This window comes from Sulfurovum iocasae (genome assembly GCF_047716765.1).
In the GTDB taxonomy this organism is placed as follows: Bacteria; Campylobacterota; Campylobacteria; order Campylobacterales; family Sulfurovaceae; genus Sulfurovum.
The window spans coordinates 53,398-74,941 of sequence record NZ_CP180410.1; the positions used below are offsets into that span (position 1 = coordinate 53,398).

At 40.2% G+C, this 21,544-nt stretch carries 14 protein-coding genes, 2 tRNA genes and 4 rRNA genes; 15 read left to right on the forward strand and 5 right to left on the reverse strand.

What is annotated here, in order from left to right; all coding sequences use genetic code 11:
• The first annotated feature begins 25 nt into the window (after nt 1–25).
• The 9 genes from ACLHDG_RS00295 to ACLHDG_RS00335 all read left to right on the forward strand — a co-directional run bounded on the left by ACLHDG_RS00295 (nt 26) and on the right by ACLHDG_RS00335 (nt 10,100).
• On the forward strand, nt 26–940 hold the full coding sequence (locus ACLHDG_RS00295; protein WP_415407003.1) for a hypothetical protein: 915 nt from the start codon (nt 26–28) through the stop codon (nt 938–940).
• On the forward strand, nt 927–1,850 hold the full coding sequence (locus ACLHDG_RS00300) for a hypothetical protein (RefSeq protein ID WP_415407004.1): 924 nt from the start codon (nt 927–929) through the stop codon (nt 1,848–1,850). The genes ACLHDG_RS00295 and ACLHDG_RS00300 overlap by 14 nt, the downstream gene beginning before the upstream one ends.
• Nucleotides 1,847–2,248 (forward strand): hypothetical protein, encoded by a 402-nt coding sequence (locus ACLHDG_RS00305; RefSeq protein ID WP_415407005.1) that lies wholly within the window; start codon nt 1,847–1,849, stop codon nt 2,246–2,248. Before ACLHDG_RS00300 ends, ACLHDG_RS00305 begins: the two co-directional genes overlap by 4 nt.
• Nucleotides 2,236–2,751: a hypothetical protein gene (locus tag ACLHDG_RS00310; RefSeq protein WP_415407006.1), complete on the forward strand. Its 516-nt coding sequence runs from the start codon at nt 2,236–2,238 to the stop codon at nt 2,749–2,751. The genes ACLHDG_RS00305 and ACLHDG_RS00310 overlap by 13 nt, the downstream gene beginning before the upstream one ends.
• Complete coding sequence (locus ACLHDG_RS00315; protein WP_415407007.1) at nt 2,735–3,583, forward strand: PDZ domain-containing protein; 849 nt, start codon at nt 2,735–2,737, stop codon at nt 3,581–3,583. The genes ACLHDG_RS00310 and ACLHDG_RS00315 overlap by 17 nt, the downstream gene beginning before the upstream one ends.
• A complete protein-coding gene (gene gspD, locus ACLHDG_RS00320) occupies nt 3,570–5,567 on the forward strand; it encodes a type II secretion system secretin GspD (protein ID WP_415407008.1) in 1,998 nt (665 codons plus the stop codon). Before ACLHDG_RS00315 ends, gspD begins: the two co-directional genes overlap by 14 nt.
• The gene (locus tag ACLHDG_RS00325; protein WP_415407009.1) at nt 5,567–7,078 is read left to right on the forward strand and encodes a GspE/PulE family protein; all 1,512 of its coding nucleotides are present in this window, start codon (nt 5,567–5,569) and stop codon (nt 7,076–7,078) included. Before gspD ends, ACLHDG_RS00325 begins: the two co-directional genes overlap by 1 nt.
• Nucleotides 7,071–7,688, forward strand: coding sequence for a type II secretion system protein J (locus ACLHDG_RS00330; RefSeq protein WP_415407010.1), 618 nt, complete (start codon nt 7,071–7,073; stop codon nt 7,686–7,688). Before ACLHDG_RS00325 ends, ACLHDG_RS00330 begins: the two co-directional genes overlap by 8 nt.
• An 81-nt stretch (nt 7,689–7,769) precedes the next feature.
• Nucleotides 7,770–10,100 (forward strand): helicase HerA domain-containing protein, encoded by a 2,331-nt coding sequence (locus ACLHDG_RS00335; RefSeq protein ID WP_415407011.1) that lies wholly within the window; start codon nt 7,770–7,772, stop codon nt 10,098–10,100.
• A gap of 35 nt (nt 10,101–10,135) precedes the next feature.
• On the opposite strand, the gene pyrE is transcribed toward ACLHDG_RS00335, so the two are convergent.
• The 5 genes from pyrE to ACLHDG_RS00360 all read right to left on the reverse strand — a co-directional run bounded on the left by pyrE (nt 10,136) and on the right by ACLHDG_RS00360 (nt 13,063).
• Nucleotides 10,136–10,741, reverse strand: a complete 606-nt coding sequence (pyrE, locus tag ACLHDG_RS00340; RefSeq protein ID WP_415407012.1) for an orotate phosphoribosyltransferase — start codon at nt 10,739–10,741, stop codon at nt 10,136–10,138.
• Nucleotides 10,742–10,743: 2 nt separating this feature from the next.
• Entirely contained in the window at nt 10,744–11,301 is a 558-nt protein-coding gene (gene frr, locus ACLHDG_RS00345; RefSeq protein WP_415407013.1) for a ribosome recycling factor, read from the reverse strand.
• A gap of 143 nt (nt 11,302–11,444) precedes the next feature.
• On the reverse strand, nt 11,445–11,795 hold the full coding sequence (secG, locus tag ACLHDG_RS00350; RefSeq protein ID WP_415407014.1) for a preprotein translocase subunit SecG: 351 nt from the start codon (nt 11,793–11,795) through the stop codon (nt 11,445–11,447).
• A gap of 226 nt (nt 11,796–12,021) precedes the next feature.
• Nucleotides 12,022–12,708, reverse strand: a complete 687-nt coding sequence (locus ACLHDG_RS00355) for a Bax inhibitor-1 family protein (RefSeq protein ID WP_415407015.1) — start codon at nt 12,706–12,708, stop codon at nt 12,022–12,024.
• Between the two features lie 178 nt (nt 12,709–12,886).
• Nucleotides 12,887–13,063, reverse strand: coding sequence for a hypothetical protein (locus ACLHDG_RS00360; RefSeq protein ID WP_415407016.1), 177 nt, complete (start codon nt 13,061–13,063; stop codon nt 12,887–12,889).
• 363 nt (nt 13,064–13,426) lie between these two features.
• Between ACLHDG_RS00360 and ACLHDG_RS00365 the strand changes: the two genes are divergently transcribed.
• The 6 genes from ACLHDG_RS00365 to ACLHDG_RS00390 all read left to right on the forward strand — a co-directional run bounded on the left by ACLHDG_RS00365 (nt 13,427) and on the right by ACLHDG_RS00390 (nt 21,289).
• Nucleotides 13,427–14,938, forward strand: a 16S ribosomal RNA gene (locus ACLHDG_RS00365).
• Nucleotides 14,939–15,084: 146 nt separating this feature from the next.
• A tRNA-Ala gene (locus tag ACLHDG_RS00370) sits at nt 15,085–15,160 on the forward strand.
• Between the two features lie 339 nt (nt 15,161–15,499).
• Nucleotides 15,500–18,376, forward strand: a 23S ribosomal RNA gene (locus ACLHDG_RS00375).
• A 168-nt stretch (nt 18,377–18,544) separates the two neighbouring features.
• Nucleotides 18,545–18,660, forward strand: a 5S ribosomal RNA gene (gene rrf, locus ACLHDG_RS00380).
• 907 nt (nt 18,661–19,567) lie between these two features.
• A 16S ribosomal RNA gene (locus ACLHDG_RS00385) occupies nt 19,568–21,079 on the forward strand.
• Together the 16S, 23S and 5S rRNA genes with 2 tRNA genes alongside form the textbook arrangement of a ribosomal RNA operon.
• A 133-nt stretch (nt 21,080–21,212) precedes the next feature.
• Nucleotides 21,213–21,289 (forward strand) — tRNA-Ile (locus ACLHDG_RS00390).
• The last annotated feature ends 255 nt before the right edge of the window (nt 21,290–21,544 follow it).

Sequence of the window (21,544 nt, forward strand, 5' to 3'; positions counted from 1 at the left end):
GATTTTACTTTAATAGAGCTTTTAAATGGATAAACCCAAATATACCATACACAGAAGAGTCCCGCATAGAAAAGGGTTTGCTCTTTTCATTACTTTATCTGTACTGGCCGTGATCATTGCTTTGACAGGAATACTGCTCAGTTATTTTGATGAAGTAAGAAAAGATGCAGAGACAACAAAAGCATTGATACAGGGAAACCTTTACTACGCAGATATCGCAAAGACATTTAAAAGTTTTAAAAAGAAAAAAACACTCTATACTACGCTCTATTTAATGCCCCTGCCTCTCGCTTCCCCTGATGGTAGATTTTCTATACTGCTCAAGTGTCGCCCTTTGGCCAACGGGGTCAATGTCAACTGGTTAGGGTTGGGTAATAGTCAAGAAATGCTAGAGCAGTATAATGCAGCACAAAATCTATTTGATACTATCTCACAAACATATAATTTGGAAGATGCGGGAAGACTGCAAGAGATGTTAGTTGAGGAGATAGGCGGTAAAGGGAAGTTTGTCCAAAAAGAACAAAGCAGACTTCGTCAAAAAAACGGTATTATATCGTATAAACAATTTGAGGGTATTATCAGTAGATACCAGCTTGAAGTTGATGATCAAAAGGTAAGCCGTGTACCCTGGGCGAAACTTTTTGTATTTAGCTCTACGGCAAAGGTGATAGATGGTGATTATATTTCGGCAGAACTCATTGCCTTGCTTTTTGACATAGACTTTGCTACGGTTAAAGAAGAGTGGATAGAAGGGGAGAGCAATCTTAAGACATTTGTTCAAAATATGGGTGGAACGTATGAGCAAAAACTTTTTACAGAAGATTTTTTGGCAGAATCAGAGTGTGATGTGCAGTATGGACATGCAGATGAAAGATTTAGATTTACATTTGTAGATATTCAAGGAGAGGTAAAAAATTTTGAATTTTATGGGAAGCAATAAACAGCTGCTGTTAGTACATGCATCAATGGAAGATATCTCTTTGTCAGAGAGTGTCAACATTATGCTTACACCACAGTTTTATACACTTAAAAAAGAGGCACTTCCCGTAAAGTATCTCTATCAGGCAAAACGCATAGCACCCTCTCTTTTCGATGGTTTACTCGAAGCGGGTAGATCTTATGAGTATTTTGTATTTAAAGAAGATGAGAACTGGGTGTTTATCGCTTATGATGAAGAAAAGATCAGCGCTTTCCTTCTTTCCAAGGGGATAAAGCTTGAACAAGTATCTAAACTCTTTTTTGCCCAGCAATCACCTTCCTCCTTCATCGACCCGGTTTTCTTAGGAACAAAAGAAGCACTTGTAACTTTGGATGATACGGTTGTTGTTGTGCCTCAGGCAGCACTGAGAGAAGAGACAAAATCATTCCTTTTTAACGATAGGTTCGCCCCCAAAACAGGTGTTACTCTGCAAGGGGCGTATGGGTCTCTTTTGAGTATGAAGCAAGCCATAGCAGTAGCAGCAGTCTTTACACTTTTTGCAGGGATGTTTTTTGTAGAGGGCTGGCGTTATGGTCATGATTCAAAGGCCGGCGAAGAGGAGATGCAGCGGCTCTTGGAAGCGTATCCCTCTTTGCAAAGTAAAATGCAAAGAGAGAATATCGCTACAAAATATAAAACGATTGATGTTGCAGAACGAAAAAAAAGAGAAGTAGTAAAATCACTTGCCGGAATGATCTTCAAAGGGGTTACTTTCACCTCATTCAGTTTAAATGACAAGGGCTTTAAGGCACAGTTTTCCTGTAGTGATGCCAAAGTGGCTAAACGTTTGAAAGAATTGGCAAAAAAAGAGAAGTTCCGTACATCAAAGGGTGCAGGCAACAATGATGTACAGATAGAGGGAACGCTATGAGCTTAAAACGATATCAAAATGAATTAGTAGTACTCTTGGCATTTCTTTTAATGCTTGCGGCATTTCTGTATAAAAATGGACAGATCTCTTCTCAGGCAGAGGGGACAGCAAGTAGCAAGTATGCGGTAAGTGAGTTTAAAGAGATCGTTGCACTTAAAAAGATATGGGCAGATAAAAAAATACCTAAAAAAGTAGAAAAACTAAAAGAACTTATCCCATCGTCAAAAGTCAAGTGGAGCAAAAAAAGTAGAAAAGTTACAGCAGTCTATGAGGAACTGAGTTCAAAAGAGTTAAACAAACTTATCTCTAAGATCTTAAGTCTTGCAGTAGTGATCATACAGTTAGATATAGAAAAGACAGGTTCAACGTATCATGTGGAGTTCAAATGCAAATGGTAAAAAAGATTTTTATAACACTGTTCATAACTTGGTTTGCACTGTTGATCTTCATGCCCAAACAAGAGATCTACTATGCATTGGAAAAAGAGCTTGCGAAACAAGAGATGGAGATAAATGAAAAAAGCATAGAGGAAGGAGTGTTTTCTTTGACCTTGAATCAGGCCTCTGTGTATATAAAGGGGATCAAGATAGCAACCATTGAAGAGCTTACTCTTTTTACGCTGCTTTTTTATACAAAAGTTGAACTTGATACACTCTTGTTGGATGATGCATTAAAGGCGATGGTACCACAACAAACGGATAAAGCTATTTTATCTTATACTATTCTTTCTCCTTTTGATGCATCTGTACATGCAGAAGGCAGTTTTGGTGTGATTGATGGCAGTGTGGATATGAAAGAACGAAAGCTCCATATAAACTTTACTGAGACCAAAGAGATAAAGATGATAAAGCCACAGCTTAAAAAAGACGAGAAAGGATGGTACTATGAAACATCTTTTTAAGCCACATATATTCAAAGGGCTTCTGTCACTTTTGATTCTTTTGCTTATCATTAAGCTGTTATGGTTTGTTGTCGAGCTGGTATGGCTTCCTTCAAGTGGTGTGGAACATACGGAAGAAAAAAGCAGTAAAGCGCTTTACTACAGAGCAAAATTGACACCCAATGAAGCTCCTGCTCCGGATAAACAAAAACCTACACGTCCTGTCAAGCCGCAAGGAAGTATAAAAGATATTGAACTTTTAGCTATTTATAATGCCTCGGATGTAACGGTTATAACAGTGTTGTATAAAAATAAAACCAAAGTGCTCTCCAGAGGGGAAGAGATCAATGGTTTTATGCTGGAAGGAGCAGGCAATAATTTTGCTATATTTAGTAAAAATGCTAAAACGTATCAAATAAGCCTCATTAAAAGTAAAAAAGGTGATAAAAGTGTCAGTAGAATAAAAAGTGTTCCTGCCTCTACTGGAACGCGATCTTCATCCTCTAAAGTAGAAGGGGATATTGTTGATGCGGGTGACCATAGGATCGTAGATAAAAGTTTAGTAGAACATTATGCAGAGAACATGGAAGAGATCACGAAAAATATAGGTATTGTTGAACAAAAAGTAGGTAAAGAGCTTAAAGGTTTCCGTGTTACTTTTGTTCGTAAAAACAGTCATTTTGCAAAATTGGGATTACGAAGAGGTGATGTGATCAAGTCCATCAACGGACAAGAGATAACCAGCTATAATGTTGCAATGAATATCTATAAAAATATTGACAAAATGGATGGTCTTAGCATAACAATCACAAGAGGAAAAGAAGAAATGGAGTTAGAATATGAAATTAACTAAAATAGTTTTGAGCATATTGCTTGTTTTGTCCATAGGACTACATGCCGAAGAAGAGAAGGTGGATGTAAATTTCCGAAACCTTAGCGTAAAAGATTTTATAGAGATGGTCTCTAAAATTACACAGAAAAATATCTTAATAGAGGGTGAACTAAAAGGGAAGATAAACTTTGTTTCTACAACACCTATCAAAAAAAGTTCATTGATACCGTTAGCCAACTCTATCCTTAGCGGAAAAGGTTTAACTTTGGTTGACCAAGGTGAATACTACAAGGTGGTTAAAGGTGCAACTGCTGCAGGAGAAGGACTTGATGTAAGCAGCAGTATCGATGGTGATACAATGAAAACAGTAATGTTCCCCCTTAAGAATTCCAATGCAGCGGTCATCCGTGCAAAGATCAAACCACTTCTGCACAAAAATGCTAAAGTGATCTCATTTAAAGAAAATAACGTTTTAGCCATTACTGCAAGACCTAGAACGTTACGCTCTATCTCTAAAGTCATTAATGCCGTAGAGAAGAGAGGTGTAAAAAGATCTGTTATCTTAAAGCTTAAGAATTCCAGTGTGAAAGATGTCTTTACCAATGCTCAAAGTATGTCAAAAAAACTTTTTCCTCAAACCATAGAGAGTGAAAAGGTAGACATTTTTAAAGATGAGGCAACCAACTCCATCATTTTGGTAGGTAAATCAGAGAATAACAATAGAATGATCAAATATATTAAAAAACTTGACACAAAAGGTGAGAGTACTACACAGCAAATGTATGTGCTCCGACTTAAAAATTCAAATGTGGAAGAGATGGAAAAGATCATGAGTCAATTGATCTCTCAAATGAATAATATGACTCCAGACAAGCCGACCAAAAAAGGTGTGAAGCCGACGAAAGCAATGGTGGTTTCAGATATAGAAAGAAATGCTTTAATTGTTCTTGCCACTGCAGAGCAAATGAAAAATATCAGAGATACGGTAAGAAGGATCGATATTCCCAAAGTACAGGTATATGTCAAAGCAAAGATTGTTGAGGTCGATACGAACTTGGCTGAACAGATAGGGTTGCAGTATGGTATGGAAGGCGGAACTATTACAAGTAGCGGTCTTTTTACTATGGCAGCAAATATGGGTGCATCTTCATTACAAATGTCTCCTGCTCTCTTGGGATTTCTAAATCAAAATACAACTGAAACGCTTACTGATAGTAATGGAAATGTTATAGGAACGACAACTACTCCAGCATTTAAATTTGATTCAACTGATAAGGCCTTCGCTTTAGGTGCAAAACTTGACCTCTTGCAAAGAAATGGTGCAGCACATCTCTTAAGTGAACCTTCTATCTTATGTACCAATAACAAAGAGGCCGAGATCTATGTAGGACAGACGATGTCCATTTTGACTACAGCACAGCAGGCTACAACAGGTGTTGCAAATGTTGTCAATAATTACTCAAGAGAAGACATTGGACTTACCTTGAAAGTGAAGCCAAGACTCTCAAGTAATAATCAAGTTACGTTAGAGGTAGAAACTACGATTGAAGATATTGATCCCTCTTCAGAGCAAATAGCAGACAGGCCAACAACAACAAAAAGAACAGTGAAGACAAATGCAATTGTTAAAAATGGCGAGACGATTATCTTAGGGGGCTTGATAAAAAGAGTGGGTGGTAAAGGGGTGACAAAAGTACCATATTTAGGAGATATTCCGGTTTTTGGAGAGTTACTGTTCACTCATAATTCAGATGTAGAACGAGAGCAGAATGTAGTGATCTATCTTACCCCTTATATCGTAAGAAGAAGTGGTGACCTTCAAAAGTTAAAAAAGATGTTGTCTGAACTTGATGAGGTTCAGAGAAGATATAATAAACTTGTGGAAAAAGCACTCAAAAATGAAACGGGTGTTTCTTATTCAGAGGGTAGAGCTCCAGCAAGCCAGAGAATACGAAGAACACATACGAATAATCTTGATGTCTTAAATGGAACAGAGGATTTTTGATGCAGTTCCCTCGCTTACAGGATGTGAATCTTGAACCCTTATGGGAAGAAGAGTTAAACCATAAACTCTCTCTCAAACACTCTCTGCTTTTTAGTACTGTAGAGGGTGTGAAGACGTGTATTGTTCAGCAAGAGACATTGGGTGATGCTTTAAACTACTTATCAAAACTTTCGTTGGATTACCCCATAACCCTTGTAGATGATGAGAGTTTTGAAAGACTTAACAATAAGTTTTTAGAGATACAGACAGGGTCGGACTTTGATGAGATGTCAACGGCTTCAGAGGAACTTATAGAAGTAGAGTCTGACCTTTTAGAGTTCATCCGTAATTCTCAAGACCTGCTTTCCAGTGAAGAGTCTGCACCTATCATTAAACTGGTAAACTCTCTCTTTTTTCAAGCCATCAAAAAAGGTGCAAGTGATATTCACATTGAGAGTGCTGAGAAAAAAGGTGAAGTAAGGCTGCGTATAGACGGTGCACTTAAAAAACATATCGATCTGGAAAAAAGTATTGTAGCTTTGGTGATCAACCGTATCAAGGTTATCTCCAGTCTTGATATTTCAGAGAAAAGAGTACCTCAAGATGGACGTACGCAGATCAGTATCTCAGGGAAAACACTGGATGTAAGGGTTTCTGTGCTTCCTACTTATCATGGTGAGCGTGTGGTGATGAGGATACTCATGGAGAGTGAGCATATCCCTACGCTACAGGAGTTAGGTTTTACGAGAGAGATAACAGCAGACTTGTATAAACTTCTACAGCATGCCCATGGTATGATACTTGTTACCGGACCAACAGGATCTGGTAAATCTACCACACTTCATGCATGTTTGCAGCATATTGCAACACCCGATAAAAATATCATCACAGTAGAGGATCCTGTAGAGTATAATGCAGATAACATCTCTCAGATACAAGTAAACACGAAAGTAGGCATGACTTTTTCTGCAGGATTGCGTTCTATCTTAAGACAAGATCCTGATATCATCATGGTAGGGGAGATCCGTGACTCTGAGACTGCAGATATTGCTCTGCGTTCAGCACTGACAGGACATCTCCTCCTCTCTACCCTGCACACCAATGATGCGACCTCTGCATTGAGTCGTCTGAAAGATATGGGAATAGAAAATTTTCTCATCTCTTCAACACTTTTGGGTGTGCTTGCCCAGAGATTGACAAGAAAGCTTTGTTTTTATTGTAAAGAGGCGGCTGTACTTCCTGTTGCAACGATGAAGGATATCGAGCTTCCTCTGGATGGTATTTATTATCAAGCAAAAGGATGCAAGGAGTGTGATTTTACCGGCTACAAAGGCAGACAGGCTATAGGTGAACTTTTTGTCATAGATGACAAGGTAAAAGAGATGATGAAAGATGAGTTTAATGATCATCAAATAAGAGAATTTATGAAAAAGAATGGTATGAAAACCATCGCAGATAAGCTTAAAGGAATGCTTCTGTTGGGTGAAACAAGTTATGAAGAAGCTATCCGTGTCGGATTAATGGATGGCTAAGCGAAAAGCTTTTACTTTGATGGAGGTGCTTGTCTCCATCGCTCTTCTTGGTATTATCCTTCCTGCACTTTACCAGAGTGTAGATATGCTTCGCGATTCCAATCAACACCTTTTTGAGTATTTGGAAAAAGCAAAAAAAGTAAGTAAAGCCACACAAACACTCTATTTGGACATTTTAAGTTCTGATGGAAATATCACTATTAAAAAAGATGAATTTACCAGACTTTGTATGGAGCAGACTAAAAACTCTCTCTATGCATTGCCTGTAGCAAAAGTATGCTGGATTGTATTGAAAAAAGACAATACCTTGGTGAGGATAGAAGGAAATGCTTACGATCTACCTTTAGGTTCAGAAGAGAGAGTAGAGATAAATCCTATTATGAAAGATGTAGAGGTATTTGATGTCTATCATCAAAAAGATAAGATATTGGTTTTGTTACAGCAACAGGCAAAAGAACCTATCAGCTTTATGGTACAGGGTATTTCCAAACCAGAAAAGAAAAAGAAAGAAAAGAAGAAAAAGAAAACCAAAAAACCAAAAAAGAAAAATCAAATTCCTCCAAAAGATACAAATGGGACAAAGACACCTGTTCCTCCTTCGCTTACATAAAGTAAGCCTTCTTCCTTTTAAATTTTGTTACAATAATCGAGAGAATATCTATTACTGAGAGAACAAGGGGGGGGGTGTTGTATGCAGGAAATATATGAAAAGTTAGGGTTGTTTTATCTGGGGAAAGATGTAAATAAAACGACAATGGAAGCCACGGAAGCACTTACTCTGCTTAAAAATAAAAACTTTACGACACATGCTGCTATCATAGGGATGACAGGTTCTGGTAAGACAGGACTTGGGGTAGGTATTATAGAAGAAGCGGCTATAGATAATATCCCTTCTATTGTCATAGACCCCAAAGGAGATATGGGTGACCTCTGCCTCACTGATCCAAGTTTTTCTTCTGCTTCTTTTGAACCATGGGTAAAAGATGAAGCTAAAGCTAAAGAAGCAGATGTATGTGAGTATGCCAAGAAGATATCCGCTATGTGGAAAGAGGGTATTGAAAGTTCTGGACAAAATGCCCAGCGTGTAGAGAAATTCCATCAAGTTAAAAAAACTATCTATACTCCTGGAAGTTCCGCAGGTGTAGCCATCAATATTATGTCTTCGCTTGAAACACCCCCTGCCCAGATCATGGAAGACAGTGATACTTTTGCTTCCTATCTAAAAAGTACTACTACATCTTTGCTCTCTTTAGTGGGCATAGATGCTGACCCTTTAGACTCAAAAGAGTATATCCTTCTTGCACAGATCATCACAAAAGTTTGGTTGGCAGATGAAGATCTGAGCATAGAAGGTATCATAGGAAAGATCATCAATCCTTCATTTAAAAAGATAGGTGTACTCCCTTTAGATGACTTTTATCCACAGGATGCTCGCTTTAAGCTTGCTACAAAGTTCAATTCATTGCTTGCAAGCCCTGGTTTTTCACTTTGGCTGCAAGGGGATAGTTTAGATATCCAAAAGCTCCTTTATGATGAAAAGGGTAAAGCTAAAATAGCTATCTTTTCCATTTCCCATCTGAATGATGAGGAGCGTATGTTTTTTGTCACACTGTTACTCAACAAATATATCGCATGGATGCGTCAACAAAGTGGTACGTCAGCTCTAAAAACACTGCTCTATATGGATGAGATAGCTGGGTTCTTCCCTCCTACTAAAAACCCTCCAAGTAAAGAGCCTATGCTGCTTCTCTTAAAACAAGCAAGAGCTTTTGGTATAGGTGTTGTTCTTAGTACACAAAATCCAACAGATCTGGACTATAAAGGACTTTCAAATATCGGGACATGGATCATAGGACGACTGCAAACAACCCAAGATATAAATAGAGTGATAGACGGATTGGGAGGAAAGGTAGGTTCCAGCTTTGACAAGGGTGAGATCAGACAACTATTGGCAAATTTAAAAAAGAGAACCTTTTTCCTGAAAAGTGCACATTTGGATGATATACGTCTTTTTACAACACGCTGGGTCATGAGCTACCTTAAAGGACCGCTAAAAAAAGATGAGATATCAACACTTATGCAAGTACAAAAAGAAGCTCAGAATATAAAGAAGGAAACAGTAGATACGCTTATACGGAACAATGAAACACTTGAAAGTTTTCAACATATAGATAAGTCTATTCCTCAATATTTTGAACCGGACGCTTCAGAAGAAAATCATTTTGTGGCAACACTTATGGCAAAAGTAAAAGTGCACTTCTACAGTCAACGAAGAGGGATAGATGAGGAGAGGGAACTTAATCTTTCATTGACACTGGAAAGTAAACAACAGAATATCAGATGGGATGATGCAGTAGAAGAGGATTTTGATTTTCAAAAATTTCCACACACTGCACCCAGTAAAGCAAAGTTCCAGTCACTCCCAAAGATCATATTGGAAGACAAAGGCCTTAAAAAGGCCATAAGAGAGCTTAAAGAGACGCTTTATCAGGAACAAAGCTTGGATCTTTTACGTTGTGTCTCCCCTAAGCTGGAATCTAAAGTAGAGGAGTCCCATTCTGATTTTATCGTAAGGCTACAAGATATTTTAAAAGACAAAAAAGAGAGTGAGATAGAAAAACTACAGATACGTTATGGTACAAAAGAGAAAGTGCTTACAGATAGACTCTCCCGTGCTAAAGAACGTGTAGAAAAAGAGTCGTCAGATTCTACTAACTCCATGATAGAAACAGGTATCGCTGTTCTAGGTGCACTTTTTGGGAAGGCAAGTCCTACAAAGATAGGTGCTGCATTACGAAAAGGTTCTAAGGTACTGAAAGAACGTGGAGATATGAGTAGGGCAGAAGAGCGTATAGTAGCTATACAAGAAGATATGGAAGCGTTAGAATATGAACTTGAAGATAAGATAGATGCATTAAATGAAAAATTTGATGTAGAAAATTATGCAATAGAAGAATTTAAGATCAAACCACGAAAGACCGATATAGATGTAGAGTTATGCGCTGTGGTATGGAGAATATAAAAAATGGGTAATAAACCCATTTTTAAAAGGAGCAGTTAGCTCTTGCTTCCAGGCTTGATCGCTGTACTGCCCTCTTTACACATAGGACACTCTTCTGGAGTAAACATTTCAAAAGTAAAGTCATCAAGTGAAAATAGAGGTATATCATGTGGTAAACTGCATTCAGCTTTTGCTGTATCATTTCCGCCAACACGTTTACAAAAACCTCTGTTAGCCAGTGATGCAAAGGCAACAACCTTACCTCCTAGAGCTTCTATAGCTTGGGCAGCTTTTAGCGCAGATCCGCCAGTAGTGATGATGTCTTCACAGATAATGATCTTTTCACCCTGTGCAACTTCAAATCCACGGCGAAGTTCCATTCCGCCCTCTTTTTTTTCAACAAAAATAGAACGTACATCAAGGGAACGAGCCAATTCATAGCCTGCAAGTACACCACCCAATGCCGGAGCACATACAGTATCTACATCAATACCGCTATCTGAGATCATCTTTGCAAGAGCATCTGTGAGCAAAGAGGCTTTTTTCGGATACTCAAGTACTTTTGCACTTTGAAGGTATCTACGTGAGTGATTACCACTTGCAAGAAGAAAGTGCCCATCAAGTAGAGCATTGGCATCTTTATATACCTGTTCAACATTCATCATTAAACCTTTAGGATATCTGCTTCTTTGGTTTTGAAAGCTTCATCTATTTTTGCAATATGCTCATCAGTGATTTTTTGTACTTGATCTTGTGCCTTTTTAGATTCATCTTCACTGATCTCTTTCTCTTTTTCAAGCTTTTTTATCTGATCATTTCCATCTTTTCTTACATTTCTGACAGAAACTTTTGCATGTTCTACCATACCTTTTGCTTGTTTTACAATTTCTGTTCTTTGTTCACTTGTCATTGGTGGGAAAAAGAGTTTGATGAAGTCTCCATCATTATTTGGATTTACACCAATATTTGCTTCTTGAATCGCTTTTTCAATAGCACCTAAAAGACTTTTCTCCCATGGTGTAATACTGATAGTTGTGGCATCTGTAGCAATAACATTGCCCACTTGAGTGAGTGCTGTCATCGTACCATAGTAATCTACTTTAATGTTGTCTACGATCCCAGTAGTGACTTTCCCTGTTCTAAGTGTGGCAAAGTCTCTTTTTAAAGCATCTATGCTTTTGTCCATATTTTCAGTTGTATGTTCAAGAATTTCATTGATCATAACCATCTCCTTGGTATTATTTTAAGGAAATTTTACCCTTTTTTACCTTGCTATTAGCCCACTAGGTAATATGTACGTTAGTAATGGTTTAGATAATATGCAGAATGAAGATATCAAGAAGGATAACCTTCTTGAAAAATAATTTATTTAGTTGTTGGTGCAGAGGGTGCTGCAGGAGTTGTACTTGCTGGAGTTTCAGGGCTTGCTGGTACGGCAGGAACAGCAGCATTGTTTTTAGGAACGATCGTATCAGCGACAGAACTTTTACTTTCTGAAGTATAAAGATACCCTAAAGCCAATGTATTGACTATAAATGCAAAAGCAAGTGTAAATGTAAGTTTTGCAAGAAAACCTGTAGGCCCCTTTGCTCCAAATACTGATTCGTTGCTTCCGCTATATGCGCCCAGACCTATACTGGAGCTTTTTTGCAATAGTACAGCAATTGTAATAGCAAGTGCCAATACGATTTGTACAATTAAAAGTGTTGATGTCATCTATTCCTCTTTACTTTGTTGAGTAGCCCAAACTGAATTTGGGTATAATTTCGGGGATTATACCCAAACTATATTGAAATAGTGATGAAGTGGGAAATAATAGTATATATTTTAGATTATTTTGAGTTTGAAGTGTTTTTTATTAAGGCTATTTTACTGTAGTTTGTTAGGTTGGTTAAGATTGGTATCTATTATTAAGATGCCAATCTTCTCCAAAGTTTCTTTTTTAGTCGTCGCCGCCAAAGATTCCAAGAAGTTGGAGTAGGGCTGTAAACATATTGAGGAAATCCAAGTAAAGTGAAACTGCTGCATCTACCGGTGAATCATAGGCACCATTTGCAATATTCTGTGTATCATAGATAGTAAAGAAAGAAAATAAAAGTAAAATACCAGCTGTAATGATCACGTGCATCATAGGACTCTGAAGTACAAACACATTAATTAATGAAGCGATGATAACCACGATAAGTGTGATAAAAAGTGGTTTCCCCCAACTAGAGTAATCTGTCTTAGAGTTAATAGCAAAAAGACTGAGTGCACCAAAAAGTACAGAAGTCATCAAGAAAGCATTTCCGATCACCGCACCATTACCTGCACCAATAAGTGAGGCTAAAAGAGGTACCAAAGAGATACCTGTTGCAAATGTAAAGATAAAGAGTGCTGCCAAGTTTAATCCTGGTTTGTTTCTTGTCATTCCAAGTCCAATGAAAAGCATAAAGAGTTCAAATCCAAAAATGAACCACTTGTATTGCATAACAGTTTCTGCATAAGGCATAGTAACATAGGCCCCTGCTGCTGCTGCAATCATACTTGCTGCTAAAAGTTGGTAGGTTCGCTTCATAAAACTTACTGAAGCCCCTTCTTGTACATAGCCAGCATCTGCTGACGTATAGTTTCTATCATATAAAGCCATGTTATTCCTTCTGAATTATTGAATTTAATGGAAGTATAGTGCAGTCAGATTAATCTAAGGTTAACTGAATTCTCTGAATAACCTTGGGCATTCATGATGGGTTTTGTAAATGTAAGATTTTGCAAGAGATTTTTAAAACCTAGGCATAGAGTTACGTTGAAGGGTTCAATAGGATGTTTTACTCGCTGCTACGTTGTTTTTGAAGCTTAATATATTCTTCTTTTGCTTTTTCAGCTTCTGTTATGTTGGACTTTATTTGATCTTGGGCGATAACTTCTTTCGAAGGGGAAAGCTCAGGAGTCTCCATACATCCAGAAATAAATAATAAAATAAAAGAGATAAAAAGTAATCGCATAGTGTCTCCTTAGTATAGTTAGGAGTTATTGTAAATTAAGTTGTCTTAAAAAAAGATATAAAAGATCTATATTCTATATATAATGTAAGAATAAATGAAATATATAAAAAAATTGAACAAATTTGCAAAAACCCTTGACAATAAAGAAAGTCGGTGCTATAATACGCGTCCAACAACACATGGACGGTTAGCGAGTTGCTAGCAAGAGTGTTATTGAATGATCTTTGACAACCAAATATAAGTAAACAAATCAACGTCTATTTGAGTTTTAATTTTACCAATTTTTAAAAAATTGGATAAAGATATAACTTATTTAGAAATAAATTAAGTGATTCTTTGACAATGGTTCAAACCATTTCATTTTTAATGGAGAGTTTGATCCTGGCTCAGAGTGAACGCTGGCGGCGTGCTTAACACATGCAAGTCGAACGAGAACGGTCCTAGCTTGCTAGGATGTCAGCTAAGTGGCGGACGGGTGAGTAATGTATAGTTAATTTGCCCCTTAGAGAGGGATAACTACTGGAAACGGTAGCTAATACCTCATACTCCTTCTTCCTTAATGGAAGTTGGGAAATGTTTTTTCGCTAAGGGATGAGACTATATGGTATCAGGTAGTTGGTAGGGTAAGAGCCTACCAAGCCTATGACGCCTAGCTGGTCTGAGAGGATGATCAGCCACACTGGAACTGAGACACGGTCCAGACTCCTACGGGAGGCAGCAGTGGGGAATATTGCACAATGGAGGAAACTCTGATGCAGCAACGCCGCGTGGAGGATGACACATTTCGGTGCGTAAACTCCTTTTATATGGGAAGATAATGACGGTACCATATGAATAAGCACCGGCTAACTCCGTGCCAGCAGCCGCGGTAATACGGAGGGTGCAAGCGTTACTCGGAATCACTGGGCGTAAAGCGCGCGCAGGCGGCCTATTAAGTTGGATGTGAAAGCCTACGGCTCAACCGTAGAACTGCATCCAAAACTATTAGGCTAGAGTCTGGGAGGGGAAGATGGAATTAGTTGTGTAGGGGTAAAATCCGTAGAGATAACTAGGAATACCAAAAGCGAAGGCGATCTTCTGGAACAGTACTGACGCTGAGGCGCGAAAGCGTGGGGAGCAAACAGGATTAGATACCCTGGTAGTCCACGCCCTAAACGATGAATGTTAGTCGTCGGGTAGCTAGTCTATTCGGTGATGCAGCTAACGCATTAAACATTCCGCCTGGGGAGTACGGTCGCAAGATTAAAACTCAAAGGAATAGACGGGGACCCGCACAAGTGGTGGAGCATGTGGTTTAATTCGAAGATACGCGAAGAACCTTACCTAGCCTTGACATATATTAGAACTCCGCAGAGATGCAGAGGTGCCTTCGGGAGCTTTTATACAGGTGCTGCACGGCTGTCGTCAGCTCGTGTCGTGAGATGTTGGGTTAAGTCCCGCAACGAGCGCAACCCTCGTCACTAGTTACTAACGGTTCGGCCGAGGACTCTAGTGAGACTGCCTTCGTAAGGAGGAGGAAGGTGAGGACGACGTCAAGTCATCATGGCCCTTACGGCTAGGGCAACACACGTGCTACAATGGCCAGGACAATGAGACGCAATACCGTGAGGTGGAGCAAATCTATAAACCTGGTCTCAGTTCGGATTGTAGTCTGCAACTCGACTACATGAAGCTGGAATCACTAGTAATCGTAGATCAGCTATGCTACGGTGAATACGTTCCCGGGTCTTGTACTCACCGCCCGTCACACCATGGGAGTTGATTTCACCCGAAGCGGGGAAGCTAAACTGGCTACCCTCCACGGTGGAATTAGCGACTGGGGTGAAGTCGTAACAAGGTAACCGTAGGAGAACCTGCGGTTGGATCACCTCCTTTCAAGAGTATAGTTCATGTATCTCACAATATATGAACAACAACACAAAAGACAATGACTTGTTTAAATTGTTCAATCAATAACTTATGTTTGGTTGTCAAAGATTATTAGGATCTTTGACTTATATTACACACAGTGTATTATGCCTGGGGAATTAGCTCAGCTGGGAGAGCGCCTGCTTTGCACGCAGGAGGTCATCGGTTCGATCCCGTTATTCTCCACCATTTCGAAAGAGATGATGGAATGCAAAAACTTAATAGAAGAATTCAAAGAGTTTTTCTATTAGGTTTTACACCTAAAGTTATTTAACTTATTATTGTTAAGAGTCTAACGTAATGTTGCAAAACATAGATGACGTAATTTATTACAACATCGAAAGTTTTACAAAACAAATTACAATTTAACATAAAAATATTATTAGCGAATTTATTCAATAGTAATATCTTTCATGTGCAAGAAACTCAATAAAAACGAAGTGTAAGAACTTCAAACTTATTAAACAACACAAACGAATCATATAATAATGACTCATTTGCATTTAATAAGGTAGTACCTTAGAATTAATTAAATTAATCTAAGGGCAGATGGTGGATGCCTAGACCAGAAGAGGCGATGAAGGACGTACTAGGCTGCGATAAGCCAGGGGGAGCTGCCAAGAAGCTTTGATCCCTGGATTTCCGAATGGGGCAACCCGGTGTGTAGCGATGCACATCACCTTTCGAGGAGCGAACGTGGGGAAGTGAAACATCTCAGTACCCACAGGAAAAGAAATCAACCGAGATTCCCCTAGTAGCGGCGAGCGAAACGGGAACAGCCCTAAAATCTTTGAGGTGTTAATAGAATTAGCTGGAATGCTAGACCGAAGAGGGTGAAAGTCCCGTATATGAAAACTAATCTTAGACTATTCGAGTAGGTCGGGACACGTGAAACCCTGACTGAATATGGGAGGACCACCTTCCAAGGCTAAATACTACTTCAGGATCGATAGTGAACCAGTACCGTGAGGGAAAGGTGAAAAGAACCGCGGCAAGCGGAGTGAAATAGAACCTGAAACCATCTGCCTACAATCATTCAGAGCCCCATGCTTTACGCGGGGTGATGGACTGCCTTTTGCATAATGAGCCTGCGAGTTATGGTGACTAGCAAGGTTAATCAAACGAGAAGCCGTAGCGAAAGCGAGTCTTAATAGGGCGCTAGTTAGTTGCTGTAGACCCGAAACTAAGTGATCTATCCATGGGCAGGTTGAAGCTGGTGTAAGAGCTAGTGGAGGACCGAACGGGTGAAGGTTTAAAACTTCTCCGATGACCTGTGGATAGGGGTGAAAGGCCAATCAAACTTAGTGATAGCTGGTTCTCTCCGAAATATATTTAGGTATAGCGTCATGTTCGAAGCATGAGGGGGTAGAGCACTGATTGGGCTAGGGCCTATACCAAGGTACCAAACCCAGTCAAACTCCGAATACCTCATGTGAATTCATGGCAGTCAGGCGTAGGGTGATAAAATCCTATGTCGAAAGGGAAACAGCCCAGACTACCGACTAAGGTCCCAAAGTTCTATTTAAGTGGAAAAGGATGTGGAGTTGCTTAGACAACCAGGAGGTTGGCTTAGAAGCAGCCATCCTTTAAAGAAAGCGTAACAGCTCACTGGTCTAGCGATTCTGCGCCGAAGATATAACGGGGCTAAAATAGACACCGAAGTCGTAGATTTGAACAATAGTTCAAGTGGTAGGAGAGCGTTCTAGTCAGCATTGAAGCCATACCGGTAAGGAGTGGTGGAGCGGCTAGAAGTGAGCATGCAGGCATGAGTAGCGATAAAACGGGTGAGAATCCCGTTCGCCGTAAACCCAAGGGTTCCTACACGATGCTCGTCAATGTAGGGTTAGTCGGGTCCTAAGCTGAGTCCGAAAGGGGTAAGCGATGGCAAATTGGTTAATATTCCAATACCAACTAATAGTTTAGTACGAAGGGGGGACGCATAGGGTTAAACGAGGTCACTGATGGAATAGTGGCTCGAAGGGTGTAGATAAGCTGGATAGGAAAATCCGCCGGCTGTTTTCGAGACCTGACAGGCTGATGACGCTCTTCGGAGATGATTCAGAATCGTTGATACCGTCGTGCCAAGAAAAGCCTCTAAGTGTATTATTAGTTGCCCGTACCGTAAACCGACACAGGTGGGTGAGATGAGTATTCTAAGGCGCGTGGAAGAACCCTGGTTAAGGAACTCTGCAAACTAGCACCGTAACTTCGGAATAAGGTGTGCCTCCTTCTGTATATGGATTTACTCCAGAAAGCGGAAGAGGTTGCAACAAAGAGTCCCTCCCGACTGTTTATCAAAAACACAGCACTTTGCTAACTCGTAAGAGGATGTATAAGGTGTGACGCCTGCCCGGTGCTTGAAGGTTAATTGATGGGGTTAGCGATTTATCGCGAAGCTCTTGATCGAAGCCCAAGTAAACGGCGGCCGTAACTATAACGGTCCTAAGGTAGCGAAATTCCTTGTCGGTTAAATACCGACCTGCATGAATGGCGTAACGAGATGGGAGCTGTCTCAACCAGGGATCCAGTGAAATTGTAGTGGAGGTGAAAATTCCTCCTACCCGCGGCAAGACGGAAAGACCCCGTGCACCTTTACTATAGCTTGACACTGCAATTGGGATATATTTGTGCAGGATAGGTGGGAGGCTTTGATCCATAGTCGCTAGATTATGGTGAGCTATCCTTGAGATACCACCCTTATATATTCTGATTGCTAACTTGCTTGGGTTATCCCCAAGGAGGACAATGTCTGGTGGGTAGTTTGACTGGGGCGGTCGCCTCCTAAAAAGTAACGGAGGCTTACAAAGGTTGGCTCATATCGGTTGGAAATCGATAGCAGAGTATAATGGTACAAGCCAGCTTAACTGCGAGACGTACATGTCGAGCAGAGACGAAAGTCGGTCATAGTGATCCGGTGGTTCTGTGTGGAAGGGCCATCGCTCAAAGGATAAAAGGTACGCCGGGGATAACAGGCTGATCTCCCCCAAGAGCTCACATCGACGGGGAGGTTTGGCACCTCGATGTCGGCTCATCACATCCTGGGGCTGAAGCAGGTCCCAAGGGTACGGCTGTTCGCCGTTTAAAGTGGTACGCGAGCTGGGTTCAGAACGTCGTGAGACAGTTCGGTCCCTATCTGCCGTGGGCGTTGGATGATTGAGGAGAGTTGCCCCTAGTACGAGAGGACCGGGGTGAACGAACCACTGGTGTACCAGTTGTCCTGCCAAGGGCATCGCTGGGTAGCTATGTTCGGATGAGATAACCGCTGAAGGCATCTAAGCGGGAAGCCAACTCCAAGATGAATCATCCCTGAAGATCCGCAGAAGACTACTGCGTTGATAGGCTGGGTGTGTAAGTGTTGAAAGACATTTAGCTGACCAGTACTAATAGATCGTCTGTATTTACTTTATTCTTCAATAGGTACTACCTTATTAAGTGCAAACTTAATAACATTAAGTCCTTGTAAGATTGTAATTTACCCAAAATCAACATTATGTCTAGACTCTTAACAATACTAAGTTTCTCTAAACTCAATACAGAGAAAAGAAAGCACATATCGGTGTTCTTTCTTCTCTTTGTGGTGGGGCTAGAGGGAGGGTCATACCCAGCTCCATTCCGAACCTGGAAGTCAAGCCTCCCATCGCCGATAATACTGCAGGCTACGTCTGTGGAAATGTAGGTCGCTGCCACATTGAGTTTAATTTCTAATCTTCAATCTCAAATAATAATCAACTTTTACTCTTATCAATATCTTTACTTTTTATTCTTATTGCTATTGTTCTTTACTTTTACTTTATTCTGACTTTTATCTCTTTGCTATTATTTTTATCTTTTATTTACTTTCTTCTTGTTCCTTTTTTTATTTGTTGATGCAACAAATAAAAGAACGAACCCAAAAAAACAAAATGCAAAGGACTGGCGTGTACAAATTACTTTTATGGTTTGCTGATCTTTGTTCGGACAAGGTATTGCCTTTGTATATCTTTCTTGACAAATAGCTATCATATGTCAAAGTTCTTAACTCTTAACTCTTAACTCTTAACTCTTAACTCTTAACTAATTCTGATGATAAAACTATTGATTAATCGTCTATTTACTCTCTATTAATCCCCATCGTTTATAATGTTATTAGAAAAGGTAGCATCTCTGAAGAGCTTGTTTTACTCCTTGTCCAAAAATTGTAAACTTCCTTGTTTGCTCTTTGGCTATCTTTTATAGAAGAGCCTTTCCTCATATCTCCCTAGATATAACCCCCTTGTTTTTTTTAGGCTCTTCGGTCTTTAGTAGATAAATTATATCTATCTAAAAGCACGTATATTAGGGCATTGTTGATTATTTTCAAAGAATTTTCACAAATTCTCAGAAAACCCTTGACAATAAAGAAAGTCGGTGCTATAATACGCGTCCAACAACACATGGACGGTTAGCGAGTTGCTAGCAAGAGTGTTATTGAATGATCTTTGACAACCAAATATAAGTAAACAAATCAACGTCTATTTGAGTTTTAATTTTACCAATTTTTAAAAAATTGGATAAAGATATAACTTATTTAGAAATAAATTAAGTGATTCTTTGACAATGGTTCAAACCATTTCATTTTTAATGGAGAGTTTGATCCTGGCTCAGAGTGAACGCTGGCGGCGTGCTTAACACATGCAAGTCGAACGAGAACGGTCCTAGCTTGCTAGGATGTCAGCTAAGTGGCGGACGGGTGAGTAATGTATAGTTAATTTGCCCCTTAGAGAGGGATAACTACTGGAAACGGTAGCTAATACCTCATACTCCTTCTTCCTTAATGGAAGTTGGGAAATGTTTTTTCGCTAAGGGATGAGACTATATGGTATCAGGTAGTTGGTAGGGTAAGAGCCTACCAAGCCTATGACGCCTAGCTGGTCTGAGAGGATGATCAGCCACACTGGAACTGAGACACGGTCCAGACTCCTACGGGAGGCAGCAGTGGGGAATATTGCACAATGGAGGAAACTCTGATGCAGCAACGCCGCGTGGAGGATGACACATTTCGGTGCGTAAACTCCTTTTATATGGGAAGATAATGACGGTACCATATGAATAAGCACCGGCTAACTCCGTGCCAGCAGCCGCGGTAATACGGAGGGTGCAAGCGTTACTCGGAATCACTGGGCGTAAAGCGCGCGCAGGCGGCCTATTAAGTTGGATGTGAAAGCCTACGGCTCAACCGTAGAACTGCATCCAAAACTATTAGGCTAGAGTCTGGGAGGGGAAGATGGAATTAGTTGTGTAGGGGTAAAATCCGTAGAGATAACTAGGAATACCAAAAGCGAAGGCGATCTTCTGGAACAGTACTGACGCTGAGGCGCGAAAGCGTGGGGAGCAAACAGGATTAGATACCCTGGTAGTCCACGCCCTAAACGATGAATGTTAGTCGTCGGGTAGCTAGTCTATTCGGTGATGCAGCTAACGCATTAAACATTCCGCCTGGGGAGTACGGTCGCAAGATTAAAACTCAAAGGAATAGACGGGGACCCGCACAAGTGGTGGAGCATGTGGTTTAATTCGAAGATACGCGAAGAACCTTACCTAGCCTTGACATATATTAGAACTCCGCAGAGATGCAGAGGTGCCTTCGGGAGCTTTTATACAGGTGCTGCACGGCTGTCGTCAGCTCGTGTCGTGAGATGTTGGGTTAAGTCCCGCAACGAGCGCAACCCTCGTCACTAGTTACTAACGGTTCGGCCGAGGACTCTAGTGAGACTGCCTTCGTAAGGAGGAGGAAGGTGAGGACGACGTCAAGTCATCATGGCCCTTACGGCTAGGGCAACACACGTGCTACAATGGCCAGGACAATGAGACGCAATACCGTGAGGTGGAGCAAATCTATAAACCTGGTCTCAGTTCGGATTGTAGTCTGCAACTCGACTACATGAAGCTGGAATCACTAGTAATCGTAGATCAGCTATGCTACGGTGAATACGTTCCCGGGTCTTGTACTCACCGCCCGTCACACCATGGGAGTTGATTTCACCCGAAGCGGGGAAGCTAAACTGGCTACCCTCCACGGTGGAATTAGCGACTGGGGTGAAGTCGTAACAAGGTAACCGTAGGAGAACCTGCGGTTGGATCACCTCCTTTCAAGAGTATAGTTCATGTATCTCACAATATATGAACAACAACACAAAAGACAATGACTTGTTTAAATTGTTCAATCAATAACTTATGTTTGGTTGTCAAAGATTATTAGGATCTTTGATGTACTACTGCATGTGGGCGTATAGCTCAGCTGGTTAGAGTGCACCCCTGATAAGGGTGAGGTCCCAGGTTCAAGTCCTGGTACGCCCACCATATGTTTAATAAAAGTATTTACTTTAAATATTTTTATTAGACATTTGTCTAAAGTTATTTAACTTATTATTGTTAAGAGTCTAACGTAATGTTGCAAAACATAGATGCGTAATTTATTACAACATCGAAAGTTTTACAAAACAAATTACAATTTAACATAAAATTTTTATTATCATATTTATATGGTAATAAACTTTCATGTGCAAGAAACTCAATAAAAACGAAGTGTAAGAACTTCAAACTTATTAAACAACA